11 protein-coding genes are annotated in these 16775 nt (G+C 64.9%); 2 read left to right on the top strand and 9 right to left on the bottom strand.

Annotation, left to right across the window (positions count from 1 at the left end):
- Positions 1–526: 526 nt before the first annotated feature.
- From FH610_RS09430 to FH610_RS09400, 6 genes are all read right to left on the bottom strand, one after another.
- Positions 527–4579, bottom strand: coding sequence for a HelD family protein (locus tag FH610_RS09430; protein ID WP_161627953.1), 4053 nt, complete (start codon positions 4577–4579; stop codon positions 527–529).
- Between the two features lie 328 nt (positions 4580–4907).
- Entirely contained in the window at positions 4908–5585 is a 678-nt protein-coding gene (locus tag FH610_RS09425) for a DUF2637 domain-containing protein (RefSeq protein WP_139573899.1), read from the bottom strand.
- Between the two features lie 309 nt (positions 5586–5894).
- On the bottom strand, positions 5895–7235 hold the full coding sequence (locus FH610_RS45130; protein ID WP_420813663.1) for a tyrosine-type recombinase/integrase: 1341 nt from the start codon (positions 7233–7235) through the stop codon (positions 5895–5897).
- A 617-nt stretch (positions 7236–7852) separates the two neighbouring features.
- Positions 7853–9343 (bottom strand): RICIN domain-containing protein, encoded by a 1491-nt coding sequence (locus FH610_RS09415; RefSeq protein WP_205825647.1) that lies wholly within the window; start codon positions 9341–9343, stop codon positions 7853–7855.
- A 979-nt stretch (positions 9344–10322) separates the two neighbouring features.
- Entirely contained in the window at positions 10323–10793 is a 471-nt protein-coding gene (locus FH610_RS09405) for a hypothetical protein (RefSeq protein WP_139573897.1), read from the bottom strand.
- Between the two features lie 194 nt (positions 10794–10987).
- Entirely contained in the window at positions 10988–11695 is a 708-nt protein-coding gene (locus FH610_RS09400; protein ID WP_139573895.1) for a hypothetical protein, read from the bottom strand.
- A 204-nt stretch (positions 11696–11899) separates the two neighbouring features.
- On the opposite strand from FH610_RS09400, the gene FH610_RS09395 reads away from it, so the two are divergent.
- Together FH610_RS09395 and FH610_RS09390 are read left to right on the top strand one after the other, a co-directional pair.
- Positions 11900–13243, top strand: coding sequence for a hypothetical protein (locus FH610_RS09395; RefSeq protein ID WP_139573894.1), 1344 nt, complete (start codon positions 11900–11902; stop codon positions 13241–13243).
- Between the two features lie 40 nt (positions 13244–13283).
- On the top strand, positions 13284–13526 hold the full coding sequence (locus tag FH610_RS09390) for a hypothetical protein (RefSeq protein ID WP_139573893.1): 243 nt from the start codon (positions 13284–13286) through the stop codon (positions 13524–13526).
- 155 nt (positions 13527–13681) lie between these two features.
- Here the strand turns inward: FH610_RS09390 and FH610_RS09385 are convergent, their stop codons facing one another.
- From FH610_RS09385 to FH610_RS09375, 3 genes are all read right to left on the bottom strand, one after another.
- Entirely contained in the window at positions 13682–14548 is an 867-nt protein-coding gene (locus FH610_RS09385) for a DUF6745 domain-containing protein (RefSeq protein ID WP_205825646.1), read from the bottom strand.
- A gap of 672 nt (positions 14549–15220) precedes the next feature.
- Positions 15221–15820 carry a sugar O-acetyltransferase gene (locus FH610_RS45125; RefSeq protein ID WP_139573892.1) on the bottom strand — a complete coding sequence of 200 codons (600 nt, stop codon included), beginning with the start codon at positions 15818–15820 and terminating at the stop codon, positions 15221–15223.
- A 258-nt stretch (positions 15821–16078) separates the two neighbouring features.
- Entirely contained in the window at positions 16079–16684 is a 606-nt protein-coding gene (locus FH610_RS09375) for a TetR/AcrR family transcriptional regulator (RefSeq protein WP_139573891.1), read from the bottom strand.
- Positions 16685–16775 lie beyond the last annotated feature (91 nt).

The raw sequence follows: 16775 nt of genomic DNA, 5'->3' as shown, positions 1-16775 counted from the left end.
TGCTCGACTAGGTTTTCTTCTTACCCGCCTTTCCAACTTTGGCGACAGCCCTAACCTTCGCACGGTATCGCTGCACGCCAACACCAAGCAAGGCGAGGTTCCTAATCAGCTTATCCGCCTCCCTAAGAAAACAGTCTCGATCGACAGGCGACTTGGGCTTCTTACTTTTATACTCGCGACATAGTTCAGACAGCCGATTCTCAAGCCAAGTTACCCTATGCAGGTTGGCCGCGGGGATCACCCGCCCCGCACCTGTTCCCGATGGCGCATTGAGCGCAATTCTTGTAGTCCACCCAGACCCACTTGTACCTGTGACACGTCGCCTGGCCAAGATCAACACGGCCTCTCTCGGTCCATAGAGAACTTTGACGATACGGGCATAGTTTGGAGCGATCATTCGTCAGGCTTGGCTTCGACCGAAGTACGACTATCGTCAGCGCGCTGCCGATACTTTACGACGACGACCGCGCACGTTTTCCGCAGCCCACCCTCTGCCCGTCAACCGATTCGGTGTTTGCGAACACGCCTATGCACTCTTCAAGTTCAAGGCAAATTCAACGTTCTGGCCGTCCCAACCAGATTCTGTGCGCCAGATGATTGAGATACCGAACATACCGGATACTTTCTCGATAGCCCAGTTCTCGTCTGGGGTCTGAGGTAGAACGAGGAACATATGATCCGCCGGGCGGTCGAGTACCGAGGCGACCTCCTTCAGGTGCACAGCACCATCACGCAGAGCGGCGTACGTAAGGCCGCCTGCACCGATGACCTCGTAGAGAATCGTGCCGTACTTACCCGTCTGGAGAACGTCGACGATCGGCGAATCGGTGGGTGATGCGCCCGCTCTGAAGAGCCGCACCATCAACTCGTTGCGGATCCGCTCATGAACGTCATCTCGGCGGTTCTCCATCACCCAGGACTCCAGGAGTGCCAGATAGGGGTCTTCGATGGACGGCGCCGCCACAGAAGGGACACCCTGTGGAGGAATTGCCTCTTCCGTAGGCGCAGGGGCGGAGTCGCCGTTGAGTAGCCGGGCGGAGCTGAGTTGGAGATCGACAGTCCAACCTGACGTCTGTAGATCGGTCAGGATCTGTGGGAGGTGGGTCTCGGTTTCTCCCGTCAGCGATTCCTTCGCTCTTACCGTGAGAGCTACGAGCCTGTGAAGCCGCGCTCGGATAGGACGGCCGAGGACCTCCCACACGCGCAACCAGTCGGGTTGGTCGCGGTTCAGGCAGCGAGATCCCATGCTTTGCAGATCGGACAGGCGTTCAGCCGCATCGGGAACGCTGCCTGCTGAGAGTTGGTCGAAGACTGTGAGGGCGCTGAGGTAACGCTGCCGCATCCCTTCCGAGATTGAGACGCGACCGAACTCGTTCACGGACACCAGCAAACCGTCTGAGCTCTGCTGGAAAACCCATGCCTTGAGTTCGGAGCCGGGGGAAGGAACGGGGTCGTCGCCCCGTAGACAGAGGATGACCTGGCCAGGCGGATATTTATCCGTCTCCAGATAGAACCGTCCCGCCCCGGCAGGGTCCGCGACGGTGCCGCTTACCCATGTCCCGAGCAGGTCGGGGTCGGTGAGGTAAGTCGGCAGGCGGCCACCGTTGTCCTCCAGCAGTTTAATGGTTGCAAGATCAGCGGTGTGGTGGGGACGGACAGATTTGATCGCTTGGCCATCGAGAGTGACGATCCAGGTCAGGAGGTCCCCGAAGACGAGGAAGTGGTGATCTGTCGGAACCAACCTGTTTCGGTCGAGGTCCGTCCCGAGGCGTTGCCTCAGCATTGCGTCGAACTCCGGGTCCGGCAGATCCCGGCTTTCTTCGACCAGTCCTTCGAATGCCCCCGCGGCCGCCGGTGTGATGTGGACAGCGGATACATCGATGTCACGAAGTTGATCGACATCTGTGATATGCCCGCCGGGCTTACGTGGGGCGCCGAAAGCCGACCGCCGGTTGGCTTTCGCGTGCTTGCTGACCCGTGACGGAATCCCTGCTTTGTACTGCGCGTAGCTACGGTCCGCATGCACGGTTCGGTAGGCCGTGACCGTACCGCCGTCAGAAGACAGGACCAGACGATAACCGTCCTGATCAAGTAGCCAGTAGTCGCCTTGGCGTATGTGCCGCCCCGTCTGTAAGAAGTCACCCAGCATCGCGCGGAGCTCTACCTCGGCCTCGATCTCCTCGCCACCGTGCTGTTCGACGAACTGGTTCCTCGCGGCGACGCTTACCCTGACTCGCCGGAGCTGCTCGGAGGACAGGGTGAGTTGTGCGTCCAGATCAGCGCCAAAGGGAATCTTCAAGTGTGAGTACCGGGTAGGACCGGTGGGTGTGCTCTGCCGATAGCCGGCGCAGTCCTCTTCCCGGCACCAGCCATCCGACTCTGCGGTGATGTGGGTGCACCGCCGGCCGTTAGCGTGGAAGCGGCTACACTGACGGCCCTTGCGCGTCGACGACCCTTTGTTATGCCCGGGGAGCAGCTCCGCTGGTAGCGGTGCAGTGTGCACGATGGTCAGGGATTGTGTACAGCGTGTTATCGCGACGTATAGCTGGTGAAGACCCGTGGGTCCCTGGTCCGCGATAGACGCCGGGTCAAGAAGGATTACGTGGTCGAATTCCAGACCCTTGGTCAGAGCTGCCGGCAGAATCCGGATCGCCTGCGCATGACGGGACGGGTGCTGCTGCTGCTCCTGGGTTAGGCGCTGCTTGACCTCGTCGATCCACTCGGCGTTGTCGGGAACGATCAGGACGATTGATCGCGACTGCTCTCCGTCGTCATCGGTGCCGATGAGATTGAGCGCTTGCGCGATAGCCCTGTCGAGGAGCTCCCAGGGTTTGACTGGGATCATCGAGACGGCTGTCCCGCTGGCCTGCCGGATCGATGTAGGAAAGGGAACGGTGGGTGAGATGGCGGCGGCGAGTGGGGCTGCGAAGTCCAAGACCTCCTTCGGCACGCGGTACCCGACCGTCAGTTCTGCCAGGCTCCATCCCTCTTGACCGGCCAGAATGCCAGCCAGGAGGTCCCAGCTCCTGTAGACGTGAGGTCCAGTGGTCTGAGCGAGATCGCCGAGAACGGTCATGGATCCGCTGGGGCATCGTCGCTTCAGCGCCCTTGCCTGCATCGGGGTGAGATCCTGGGCTTCGTCGATCACCAGGTGCCGGTATAGCCGGGGAACCTCTCCCTTGAGGAGAAACTCAAGCTCGTCGAGCAGTACCAGGTCTGCGGCGGTGAACGGCTGGCTCTGTGGACGGCGTAGAGACTGCTGTTCCTCCTCCGTGAATGTTTTCTCCGCCGCCGCTGCGAGCAGTTTCTGGCTGCTGTACAGCTGTCGCAGTAGGTGCTGGGCCGCATGAGCAGGCCAGACCGTGTTCAGTAGCTGGGCGAAGCGCGGGTCCTTCTTCAGCGCGCTTCGCACGTCGCCCGGAAGCCGATCCTTGGGTTGGTCCTCCGCGTACGTCTGAAGCAAACGGTCTACCAGCAGATCGATTGCCTTATTTCGCCGACCCCAGAAGGGACCTGGCGAAGCGAGAGCGTCACGGAAGATTTTCTCGATCTCCTCGCCGGGGACCACCAAGGGAGCTCCGTTCAACTGAACGGTCAGCCTCCCAGTCTCCGCTGAGCGGAGTGCTTCGAAGTTGACGGTGAGATCCAGGGCCTTGCGGAGGACTCGCGCCATGCGAAGGTCTGATTTGACCCTGTCAGCGATGACGGTGTCCCTGCCCTGCGCTTCAGAGCCCCACAATCGGTCGATCGAGATGATTGTCACGTTCCGATTCCCGAGACGAGGAAGAACGGAACCTACGTAGTTCAGGAACTCCTTGTTGGGGCCGATCACGAGGACGTCTTGGGGCTTGAATCGCTTGTTTTCCGGGTTGAGGAGCCAGGTGACGCGGTGAAGCCCGACAGCCGTCTTTCCAGTTCCCGGGCCGCCCTGAACCACGAGCACGCCCCGCCGCTGGTCCGCGACGAGCATCAGCTGGTCACGTTTGATCGTCTCGACGATGTCACGCATCTTGCCATCGCGCGCCCGGTCGAGCTCCTGCAGCAGGAGCTTGTCGACTTGCACCATCCCAGCGGCTGGCGGTGCATTCGCATCCCTCTCGGCCGCCGAGACTTGCGGCTTGCCTGCCGAGATCACCTCGACGACCGACTCTGCACTGGAGATGTCGATGTCGTCCGTGTACCCCAGCACACGCCTTCGGTCACAGCGAAGGTGGCGCCGTAGCCGCACTTCCCCCGGGTCGCTTGGCAGAGCAAGGCTCCATCTGATAGCCGCAGGGCTCGACCAGTTGATCACAATACGCTGGTCTGTGGACAGATCCTTCACCGTCCGTCGACCGATATAGAAGGTTTCGTCATCGTCGCGTTCCTGAATGTCCACCCGCATGAAGACGAGAGACTCCCGCCCAAGGTCAGGGTAGGCATCGCGAAGTTCGGGCGCGGCCTCCGAAATGAAGGCCGTGCCGGACTCCGGGTCGTTCTGATCCCAGCGAGGCGGAGACATATCCGCCTCGTTGACCGATTGCTGACGGTCGTAGCAGTCGTATGCATGGTCGACCGCTGCCTGCTCTGCTTTGAGCACAGTGCTACGACTCGCCTGGCCCATTCACCCTCCGAAGGCTGACCCGCTACTCCAATCGCACGATAGGCCACAGGTGGGACAAATGCAGGGTCTGACAACGTTGCAGCCCCAGACAGTAAGAACGGTACTCAGGACCCACAGGCCAGCGCGCTCTTGGCCTACCACCGGAGGCGCTGGGCGAAGTGTTCGCCATGTTCGTACTGAGGGAAGGGCGCCTCTCGACGCTTTGTTGGATGGCCACCTCATGTGGTCCGCTCTCCACGTGCACCAGAACCTGCATCTCGGTCATGCACCCCTGACCGCGCACCTCGGTCCAGCTCACGTCAATTCAGCTCGCCAGCAAGACCCGCCTTTTGACGAGGCGGCCCCAGCGGGGGCTGCGAGCGAAGGCCCTGGCGATGGCGACGCCGCTGGGCAGATCTCCGTCCTCCTGACGGTTCTGCTGCGCCCACCGCCAGGCCTCTCGCTGCAATGTCCGGCCGCTTCCGCTGCGCTCAGCGAGCAGGTCGAAGTCCTCATCCTCGTTGTCTTGCTGCTCGACGGGGTCAGCATCCACGTCGATGGCAAGCTCAGGGGTGAGAACCGACAGGGCTTGTGCCTCTGCTTGAGCTCCAGAGCAGCGGCGGATTTGGGACATCAGGAGCTCATAGCTGCCGATCAAGGCAAAGGATGGCCAGGCCGCGACAATACGGCCGACCAGGCTGGGCTCGGCGACGGCGACGTTTGCCCCGAGGCTGGCGAGGCTACCGACCACGAGCAGGCTCCACGCCAGACTGCCCCCGCGGGAGCCGTACCGGTTTGCCAGAAGGATGGACATTGAGGCGACGACGATCAGCCCATCGACGGCGAGCGGAATGAGTACCGCCGCCAGGCGGTCCTCACCGTGCCGCAGGCAGAGCTCATGCATGTGCCTGAAAGAGACGACCGCCGCGATCAGCGCCAGCAGAAACACACCAGCGCTCGTCGTCCGCTGGATTCGGCGCACAGCAACCAGGTCCCCGGTCATCGCTGCGCACACCTTGCCGTCCAGGGAGAGGTCAGCGGAAGCGATCTGCGTCCGATCTGGGTCCAGACCCCCCACCGCCCTAAACCCGCATAGGCACCGGGGTCGATGGATCGACTGCCCAGCACCAATGAGCAGCGTCCGCAGACCAGCGAGAAACACCACCATGAAGGTGGTCGTGTCTGCGTGATCGCATCCAAAGATCCGGCCTTTTGCGGCCAGACTCGGCCTCCTGTCCTTTCCCTATTCAGATCCTCCTCCTAGTGAATCGAGATCGGGTAGGCCAAACGCGTCCTACTGAAGCAGGCCTGCTCACCGCGCGGATCGGTTCCGGATCTTCGAGAAGGCGTCCAGAGCTGTCTCGTCGGCGTTATCGAGGGTGTGCAGGTACTTCTCGGTGGTGGCGATGGAGGCGTGGCCGAGCCGCTCCTTGACCACCTGGAGGTCGGCGCCGCCGGCCAGCAACCATGAGGCGTGGGCATGCCGCATGTCGTGAATGCGCACGTGGATCCCCAAGTCGGCTTCCTTCAATGCGGGCTTCCAGACCTGGCGCCGGAACCAGTCAGCTGGGATGTGGCCGTCGGTCTCGCGCTGCCGCGGTTCTCGCGGGCTGTCCTTACCTGAGGACCGTCGACCGGCGCGGTAGATGGCGAACGCGGTACGACAGTGCTCGCAACGGCACTTGCCCGCGGTGTAGGCACTGAGCGTCCCGTGCCGGTAACTCCGCCCCTTCTCGTTCGGCTCGGTGAGACCCAGTTCGAGAGGATCGGGAGCGAGCCGGAGCTTCGGCTTGCCCTTGGGTTCGTGCCGCCAGACGAAGAAGAGGTCGTTCGACCCCAGCTTCTCCGCCTCGATCTTCGCCGCGATCTGTGCCGTGAGCTTGAAGCGCCGGAACTCCCCGTCCTTCGGATACTCCTTCACGATGAACCGCTCACCGTCAGGGTGGAACTTGGGGTTAACCTCGACGACCGCGCGGGAGACGGTCAGGATCCGCGACCTCGGCGCCAGATCCTTGACCCGCAGCTCGGTCAGCTCTCCCCACCTCAGTCCGGTCTCGATCGCCGTCTCCACGAGCAGCTGCGAATCGGCATCGGGAAGCGCCTGATAGAGCACGTCGAACTGCTCCGGTGTGATGATCGTGCGCGGCTTCCTCGGAACGGTGGGCGTCTTCACCCCGCGGCAGGGATGCAGATACGTCACCTGGTCGTTAAGGGCCGTAGTGAAGATCGCGCTCAGCAGGACCTTGGCGTACTTGATGGTCGCCGGGCTGGCGCCGTTCTTCTTCATGCTCGCGACCCAGGCGCGGACGTGCTCGGGAAGGATGTCGATCATCCGCATCGCGCCGAACTCGGGAATCAGATGCCGGTGGATCGTGTAGGTGTAGCTCTGCCGTGTGGTGGCCTCGATCTCGTGGTTCGGCAACCAGGTGTCCAGCACGTACCGCTCGAAGGTCTGCCGGCCCCGCCGTGGGTCGCCCACTCGCCCCTGCGCGACCAGGCTCTCGGCGTCCCGCCACGCCCTGTCGGCCTCTTTCTTACTGGAGAACGTACCGGCGGACTTCTCCATCCCCTTGAGATCCATGTAATAGGCCGTGTACCGGGGCTTGCCGTCCCTGCCGACCCGCTTCCGGGAGTATCCCAACCTGTCGATCACCTCCTTGATCGTTTGACCGTCGTTTGACCGTGACACCCAGCGTTATCTATGGGCACTCGTGGTCACCACTGGGCACTACAAAAGTGCCTTCTACCTGGGATTTTACGCGCCGGAAGCGATCTGACCAGGGGGTCGAATGAACGTGTCATCCCCGTTCAGGACGAAGAGGCCGTGGGTTCAAATCCCGCCACCCCGACCATGTAGTACCAGCTGAGAGGCCGGTTCCGAAGATCGGAACCGGCCTTCTGCATTGCTGAGTGAGTAACTGAGTGACTACGGCGTCGCTGGCGCACGGTGGCCGCATGTCGGTTCCCTTACGGGGGGATGCGGTGCCGCTGGGGCGTCCGGGTGAGGGTGGTCAGGAACAGAGGCCGGATCTTTAGGCCGCCTTTCCGACCCGCAGCCCCGATCTCGTGGACTGCCTCCGCCGCGCGGTCGTGAGAATCGCACCCGATTTGGGACGGCGGCCCGGGGAGACGGACCGGTGGCAGGACCGACACCGCACCTCGGGCCGACCACACAACGCCGCAATCCGGATCCCCGGCACCGAGCGCATAGCACGAGATCGGCACCGGGGAGGGATGTACCGCGGATCTGCGGTTACGTCGAGACGACCGTTAGACGGCCGTGCGCGACCACTGCTGGTTGGCGCCGGTGTTGCACGGATACTGCTTGAGGATCACGCCATCCGCGGTCGATGCGGACGGTACGTCCACGCATTTGCCGCTGTGCCGTGCCCGGAGCTGAAAGTAGCCACCGTTGGCGACCATCTGGAACTGCTGATTGGCGCCGGTGCCACAGGTGTACTGGATGAGCTCGGCACCGTCGGCGGTTGAAGCGCCCACCACGTCAAGACACTTCCCGCTGTGGCGGCTGACGATGCGCCAGTAGCCGCTGCCGGCGTCCTGGAACTGCCACTGCTGCCACGGGTTGCCGCCGTAGGTGTACTGGTCGACGCGCGCGCTGTTGTTGGTGCTCGCCTGTTGGACGTCCATGGCCTTGCCGCTGTGGCGCGCGTCGATCCTGTAGAACGTTTCCGGCTGCGGCGAAGACGAAGGCGTAGGCGAAGGCGTAGGCGAAGGGGTGGAGTCGCGGACGGTGTCGCCCCAGCCGTAGCGGACCCGGTCGGCGCCGGATTGGTTGCGGACGGCCAAGGTGAGGTTGGTGCCGCTGCCGCCGAGGGCGTACATCGAGTACCAGTCGTAGCCGATGTTGCCCGGCTTGCCGCCGAGGGCGGGCCAGTAGGTGCCGCCCATCTGGTTGTCACGCATGACCTGGGCCACGGCGCGGAGGTAGCGCACGAAGTTGTCGGTGCTGTTCGGGTCGGCGTAGTTGCGGCCGTCGTTCATCGGCGCGCCGAACTCGGTCATGACCGCGCGCGAGGCGCAGTTGCCCAGAAGCGTCTGGATGTGGCTTCGGAAGGCGTCGTAGGTCATCGCGCTGTAGAAGAAGGCGTAGTAGTGGAAGGACAGCAGCGTCGAGTTGAAGCGGCTGTCGTTGCAGATGTCCCGGAGGTCCTGGCTGAAGCCGGTGCCGCCGATGAGTACCCGGCCGGGCACCGCCGAGGTGTGAGTGCTGAGCCAGTTCGCCGCTACGTCGCGCCACTCCGCCGATGAGTAGCCATGCGGCTCGTTCATCGGCTCGAAGTAGACGTTGCCGTTCGAGCCGTACGTGCTGATCACGCTGGACCACATCGCGTTCCACGCGGCGAGGTTCGTGATCCTGCCGCCGGAGGCGGCGCCGTCCTCCCAATAGGCCAGGATGACCTTGAATCCACGCTCGGTGGCGGCGTCGATGGCGCCGCGGTAGGAGTTCCACCAGGTCGTGTTGGCCACAGTGTGGGTGTTGATGGGCAACCGGACGGTGTTGACTCCCATGATGTATTCCATGTAGTCGTAGAGCGAGTTGGCCTTGGCCCGTACTGTCGCGTTGCTGTCGGACTGGCTCAGGCCCTGCACGACGAGCGTGCCGGTGCTGAAGTTGTCACCCAGCACGGCCCAGTTCATGCCTCGGAACTGGCTGGTTGCGGCATTGGCCGACGGCGCGGAGACGAGGGCTGCCACTGCGGTGAGCGCGGTCACCACAAGGGCGATCAGCAACTGGCGCAACGACCGGATGCTCCGCGATGGTCCTGATGAGTGACCATCAGACGCCATGCTCAGTGCCATGAAGTGTCCCATCACTAGATCTAAATTGCTGGGCCGAACTTTCACTTATGCACTTTGTAAGCGATAACAAATTAAATGCCGATCACCCATGGAGGCCTCACGCTAGAGAGGAGGCGAGAGTGCGTCAACAGAAAGGGAGACGACTTGCTCGAACCGCTGGTCCGTGACGGACACCGCTGTAAATTTCAGGCAGACTTCCTGATCACGCCAACGCCCGATGGCGCCAATGCAACTCCACCGCGCCTCGGCCACACGTTCCACTCTCCGATCGCGGCCCGGTCGGTGCAGGGTACGAACAGGATCGCCTGCCGCCCGACGCGCTGCGGCCTACCAGGCCGAGGGCCGTCCCTGCTGGACGCCCGGAGGGACGCTGATCCTGGAGGAGGAGATCGGGCCGATGGGCGTGGAGGCCGACGGCGCGTTCAGTCGCGTCGCCACCGCCACACCGTTCGAGGCTTCCGATTTCGAACCGTGATCCGAGGAGCATGGCCACGGCGGGCCAGTGGCGATGCCTCTGTCACTGCCGCAGGCGGACATCGTCGACTGCTGGTAGGGCAGCCCTTGACTCACGCACCCCACCCCGGCGGCGGCGACCCCGGAGGACACCTGGCGGCCGAAGAGATTCTCGCCGAGTACCTCTACCAGGGTGAGGCTGTGGCCTATTGCCGTGCCGCCGCGGGTCTGCGGTTGGCTGACGCACGCTTATCGTCGGCCCGCCGGATCTCTGGTTGCGGCTTCCGGAACGAGACCGCTGAAGTCGGATCGAAGTCATGGGGCGTGGCCTGTGAGCGCCGAAAAGGGTGTTCCTTCAAGCGAACTGGATGTATTCGCGGATAAGGCTACCGAGTCCATTTCGCCGGAGTGGTCTTACTCGCTCTTACTCCGGCTCGGTGGACACCCGAGGGCTACGGAGAGGCGATCAGGTGTCGTAGGAGCCATCCCAGGGCTCGTAGAACCCGATCTGGTTGGGGTAGTACTCGACATAGCCGTCGCCGTCTTCGGCTCTATCCGTCTCGTCTATGAGACCGAACACGCAGTCGTGGGCATCCACACGGAAGAGACGAACGGCAATGTCCCCATACTCGACGTCCTGCAAGCAGGCCAGCATCCGTTGCAACGCCTGATCTGCCTCGGCGCCGTCCGCGAATGGGCCGATCTCAGAGCTGAGGTGCCGGCCATCGTGGTCGAACAGATGAAGGATCGCGAACCATGGCCCCGGCATCGGCTCACCATGCTCATCACGCCAGGGCCACTCCCCTACCTCTTCGTACGCCGCGACCGGCCATCCCCTGCACACCCCTCCGAAGAACAAGCCTCCAGCATGGGTGCCGATGGTGTCGGTGTGGAAATCGGGCTCGTAGGAAATGGGGATCAGGTCAGGTATCGGCATGGCAGCGACGGTAACCCCAGCCGATGACATTTCCTGGCAAGGCCGTGCACCAACACTCACTACTTGCTGACGGCGACGGACGGCAACCGGCGACGGCGACGCCGCCAGACGCGACCGGGCACGGCTGGACTCCCCTGAACACTTGACCCCGGTTCAGAGGCCATGTGCCCAGGGCGTCGATCGGCTGTGATCCATCAACGCGGGGTTCGAATCTCAAGCGCTCCAGCGGAGGCATCTCCGGGTGGAAGTACTGAGATGGAGGCAGAACGGCGAAGGAGGCGCCAGATGCCCACGGCGATCACGGGGATGGCTATCGCCCAGCAGTAGAGGGCTGCGATGATTCCCTCGTTCACGTGCTGCCCGTTGCCCTGCACCTCGGGGACGACGCTTGACGCGATCTCCGGAAGGAGTAGCAGCGCCACCCCTGCCAGGGCGAGCATCGAGTCAGTCGCGACGGACAGCCTTGCCGGGTACGGTTCCCGGATAAGGCGGCCGACGAACATGACAAGGCTGACGGCACAAACGACAGCCGGTGCCATGATCTTGCCGGACCAATGGATGAGCATGGTGGACCAATACCAGTGCTCATCCGGCATCGGCGGCATGAAGTAGACCATAGGTGCAGGTGGGCCGTTGAATTCTTTGATCGTGCCCAGAATCGAGCCGCCGACGAGGCCGCCGACGAAGGCGATGGACTTCGGAGTGCGCCGCGCCCACCGTGTCAGCCCGGTGGCGGCACCGAGTCCGGCGAGCAGACCGAGGAAGACACCTTTGCCGGCTCCGTAGGCGATCGGGACCCAGGCGTTCCAGGGGTAGTTGCCGACCGTAGCGGCTGTCCACGCACCAACCGCACCCCAAACGAGGATGCCGTCGGCGATCCCTGCCGCCAGAAGGTCCCTCACACACCTGCCCGTTGTCACAAAGGCAATATGCCCTCCACCGCCGGGTAAGGCCGGGAAAACCCGGGTGCGCGGCCACCCCGACTCGACAATCAAGGGCCTGATCACTGAAGACAGTGATCAAAGCCTTGACCGTTGATCGAATTCGTGATCAGGAATCGCTAGGGTGAGCGGCCCCTCCTCTGCTCGATCTCCTGGATGTGACGCGTGCGCCGTTATCGGTCGGTCCTTCCCGCCGTGCTCGTGACCGGTGGCTATGTGGCGGCGCTCGTGGTCGCCGCCGTGCTCGCGCGGACCGGTGGCGACGTCGGTTTCCTGTGGCGGCTGTCACTGTTCGTCGAAGCGGACGAGGACGCCACGGCCACGTGGCCGAACGTGCTCACCCTCGTCCTGGCGGGCGGACTGTGGGCCTGGGCGCTGTGGCAGAGCCTGCGGGGCCTGCCGTACGGGAAGACCCTCTCGGCCGATCCCGAGACGCGCCCGCTGCGAAGGGCTCTGTACGCGGCGGTGGCATTCTGGGTGTTCTACGCGGTCATGCCCATCTGGCCGTGGTGGGCGGTGGTGCTCGACACGCTGGTGATGTCGGCGGTCGTCGTGCTGTTCCACCCGGTGCTGCGCCGCGACGTACGTCACGCCGATCTCGCCCTGGCCGCCGGCCTGCTGGCCCAGGTGAGCCTGGCGGCGACCGAGGTGTTCGACGTGCTCGACTGGCACGCGGCGGAGCGGGCGACGGCGCTCGGCGGGTTCGCCGGCGCCGGGACTCTGGTGTGGTCCGTGCTGGTGCTCGTGGCGCAGTGGCGGGACGGCCGCTGGGATCGGACGACTGTGTGGTACGGCATCGCCTCCGTGCTGGTGCCGGTCGCGCTCCTGATCGGGGGCATACCGCTGAGCGGGACCGGTGATTTCCACGACGTCTACGACGAGGCCACGTCGGCCGCCGACGCGCTGATCGTGATCTGGCTGGCCCGGTCCGCCCACGAACTCGCCGGCACGCCCAGCGGGCTCGCGCCATACGTCCCGCCGACCGACCGGAGATCCGCACTTACGGTGGCGGCCCGGTTCGCCGCGTGCCTGGTCCTGCTCCTTCCGCCGCTGGCCAATCGCCATCCGGCGTGGATCAGTCCGCACGTGTCGATCGAGCGACTGCCTCCTGTCGTGGGTGACGTGGTGGGCGCCGTATCTCCGGCGTTCTGGCACGCTTTGGAGCTGTTCGTTGGCATCGGCGGCTTGGCCGTACTGGTGCTCGTCGCCCTGCAGCGGCGGGCCGCGTTCTGGGTGGCGATGAGCGGCCTGTTCCTCACCGCGCTCGGCGGGCTCGCCGCCGTGACCCTGGCGGACCGGGACGGCCTCGGCCTTCCCGCCGGTTGGGTTCTCACCCGGCCGGATGACCTGTACGGGATGATCACGACCTTCTCGAGGCCGACGACCGTCTCCCCGTTGTGGTTCACCGCCGCCTGCCTGATCTCGGCCGCCCTGCTCTGGTGTGAGCGGCACCGGCGCCTCGCAACGCCTGCAGTCGGATCCAACTCGACTCCAAGCCCGCGACTGTGAACTGTGCCCCGGTCCCAACGGAACGAGATCGGAGTCATCGATGTCGCGATTTTCCAGGACGGGCAAGCGGATGGCAGCCATGCTGTTCGGCGTGGTCACCGCCGCCCTGATCAGCGCCACTGCCGCCGCTCCCGCCCACGCGCAGCCCCCGTGGTGGTCCTACCAGGACGAACTCGGAGACGCGGGCCTGTACCAGGTCCATTACGAGGACGGGCGCCCCTATACGGTGGAGCTCTGCTGGACCTACGAATGGGGCCAGGTCCCCTGCGGCCGGTATTTCTGACCGATCGACCGGCCCCCCCCCGGCTCTCCTGCCCTCCGAGTGACCAGGCCGCACAAGCGCGTAGACGACCGGGAAGGTCGTGACGAGCGCAGCGGACGAGGTGTCCTCGGGGGGCCGGGACGAGACGATCTGCCTCGTCCCGGCCGACCCGTGGGTCATGCCGGCAGCGGGTGCCAGCCGTCGCGGTAGCGGACACCGTCGCGCCGGAGCCGGACCTCGTCGTGCCAGGTTCCGGGAACTGGTTCGGTGCGGACCAGTTCGGGCCGATCCACCACGATGCACACATCCTCGCCGGGCCACCACCAGCCGCAGGAGCGAACCAGTGCGGCCCAGTGGCCGAGGTGCTCGAGTTCGTCCGGCCCGTAGGAGGCCAGTCCGAGCCGGTGCAGGGCGTCGTAGTAAGCGACCCACGCCGCGTCCTGCTGCCCGTACCAACACGCCGGTAGGGGCCCGCTGCCGGCCAGCGCGTTACGAATCGGCATGCGGTATCCGTGCGCGAGGCTCCGGTGCAGTGCGGTGCGGATGCCTTGGTGCAGCACCACACCCAGTGGAACGCCGGCGTCGAGTGCCTTCAGCGGTGGCAGTTCGGGCCAAGGCTCACCCCGTTTACCCCTCCGCGTCGGGGACAGCTCAGGGTCGGCGTGGGAGACACCCGCGCTGAGCGCGCCGCGCAACTGGGACTCGAGCATGGCCAGATCACTGGCCAATGGCGGTGTCCCGTGCGGACGAGGATCCCGGATCCACCCGTAGAGATGGTCGAGGGTGGGCAGACCGGCGACAAGCGGGATCGCCTTGTCCGGTGAGTCGACCCATTCGAAACGGGGCTTCGGGCGAGAGATCCTCGCGTAGATCACGGTCAGGCTGTGTTCGACGGTCCGCCGGTCGGCCGGCTGCGTGGACAGACCGTGGTCCAGCCACTCCTGTCGGATCTTGACAGCTTCCTGCCACCGGTCGTGAGCGCTCTTGCTCCGGACGTCGGCCACAGGTTCAGCGGCGACATAGCGCCGCGTGGGCGCGGTCAACGCGCGTGGGCGTCGCCGCCCTTTCGGTTGGAGATCATGCCTCGATGATGGCCTGCGCTCCACGGTCTGCGCAACCACCCGGCCGATCCCCGCCCCAACCGCCGCTGCTGTTGCCGCTTGCTCCGCAGCGGACGGGCCGGTTGCGGCGAGGCAGGGAATGGGCCGGTGTCTCTTCCGGCGCAACCGAATGCGAACCGGCAGACGATTCGGCTGCGATCGCCGCACCAACAGTCGGCGGAGCAGTTTGCAACTAGGGGAGCGGCACTGAAATCCGACCTCCCGGTCAACGTTGATCGCGTGCATTCCCGGGATCCATTGCACGGCTCTGACCAGCCGGCAGAAAGCCGCCCGAAGGAGGAACCTCGATCGGGACAACCAGCATGGCTGCGGCCGGTGGCCGGCATTGAGGATGGCCGCTGTCGTCCCAGGTCAGAGAGGATAGGACGCTCGCGGCGTGGCTACTCGCCCAGCACGCCGACGCCTCGCCTGAGACGCAGCGCGAATTCCATGCGGCGCTTTCGGATGCCGCTGCTCGAAAGAAGACGAAACCCGCCCGCCTCGCATATCTTGCGAATCGAGTGCGAGTGAATTCCGGCCGTCCCCAGCTATATGGAACTCACTTTTTCAATGACGGCAACGGCTTCAGACCACACCCGATGGAGGATCCAGCGTCTACAGGGCGTCGGGGCGCCAGCCGGTGGCATCCCGCTCGGTGATCTCGCGCAGGACCCGGGCGGGGTTACCGGCGGCGACGACGCGTGCGGGGACGTCTCGGGTCACGACGGCCCCGGAGCCGACGATCGCGCCGTCGCCGATGGTCACGCCGGGGTTGATGGTGACCCCGCCTCCAATCCACACGCTGTCGCCGATGGTCACGGGCCTGGCGTAGCAGGCCCCGGCGACGCGCTCGTCAGGATCGATGGCGTGGTTGGAGGTGTAGATGCTCACGCGCGGCCCGAGCAGAACGTTGTCGCCGATCGTGATTCGTGCGCCGTCGAGCATGACGGCGTCGAAGTTGGCGTAGAAGCCGGCGCCGACGCTGATGTTGTAGCCGAACTCGCACCGGAAGGTGGGCTCGAAGTGCGCACCGGGGCCGACGTGGTCGAGCAGGTCACGTAGGAGCGCCTCACGCTGGGCCTGGGGAGCGCCGAAGCTGTCGTTGTAGGCGTTGGTGAGCAGCACGGCGCGCTGTCGGGCGGCGACCAGTTCGTCGGTCAGGTCGTTGTACATCTGCCCGGTGAGGATGTGGGCGCGCTGTGCCTCGAGGCTCACGGTTGTCTCCTGCGGCGTTCGGTCTTCGTCGGCTGCGCGACCTATCTCGGGCCTGGGCCGCGCGGACGCCGAATCGGGTACTCGTCGAGGACCTAGTGTCGCGGAACCGGCGACCGACGCCGATGGGACCTCTCCTGTGGAGAGCGTGATCTGCGGCGTTCGCGCGAGCACCGGCGTGGAAACCTGGGCCGCGCGGTGCCGGCGGCAGTCGGCGTCGCACAGCGCCAACGGCGGGCTGTCGTCTCTCGCCGGCAGGCGTCAGGTGAGGGCACCGGCGCGGGCCGCCGCCAGCGCCGCCGCCGCGGCCCGATCCGCCGCGGTCTCGTCCAGAGGTTCCCCGGTGTTGAGCAGGGCGTAGTACAGAGGCGCGGAGACGGCGGCGATCACCCGGCGCGGGTCGATGCCGGAGGGCAGTTCGCCTCGTTCGATCGCGTCGGTGACGCAGCCGGCCCATTCGTCGATGCGTACGGCGTAGAAGCGGCGCAACGCCTGCGCCGCCTGGTCGTTGCAGAGCGAGGCGGCGATCAGCGCCTTGAACAGCCGCCCCTGGCGGGGATCGGTGAGGGTTTTGAGGACCAGGCGGGCGTTGTCGCGCAGATCCCGGTCGATGTCGCCGTTGCGCGACCGGGGCAGGGAGCGTTCGGCCATGTCCTGGAGAAGGTCGGCGGCGAGCGCGCCGGGCGTGCCCCAGCGGCGATAGAGGGTGGTCTTCCCGACTCCCGCGATACGCGCGATCTCGCCGAGGTCGAGCCCGTCGAAGCCCCTTTCGGCCAGCGTGTCGGCGGCGGCTTCGAGGACGGCCTCGCGGACGCGAGCGGTGCGTCCACCTGGACGGACGGCACCGGGCGGTGGAGTGGCTGCCATGACGGCTCCTTCCCACAAGGCCACTATCGGAACCAGAGTTCCCTTAAGGCGGCATGGAGTGCTAGTGTCCTCATCAGTTTAACGGGACAAG

It is taken from the genome of Microbispora catharanthi (genome assembly GCF_006334915.2).
Lineage (GTDB): Bacteria > Actinomycetota > Actinomycetes > Streptosporangiales > Streptosporangiaceae > Microbispora > Microbispora catharanthi.
Note: the sequence above shows the minus strand (reverse complement) of the source record. Positions and strands in the feature narration are given on the sequence as shown.

Bases quoted from the DNA above. Each gene is read 5' to 3' on its own strand.
- FH610_RS09425 (WP_139573899.1), bottom strand. From the start codon at position 5,585: ATGACCGGGGACCTGGTTGCTGTGCGCCGAATCCAGCGGACGACGAGC.
- FH610_RS09375 (WP_139573891.1), bottom strand. From the start codon at position 16,684: ATGGCAGCCACTCCACCGCCCGGTGCCGTCCGTCCAGGTGGACGCACC.
- FH610_RS09405 (WP_139573897.1), bottom strand. From the start codon at position 10,793: ATGCCGATACCTGACCTGATCCCCATTTCCTACGAGCCCGATTTCCAC.
- FH610_RS09390 (WP_139573893.1), top strand. From the start codon at position 13,284: ATGTCGCGATTTTCCAGGACGGGCAAGCGGATGGCAGCCATGCTGTTC.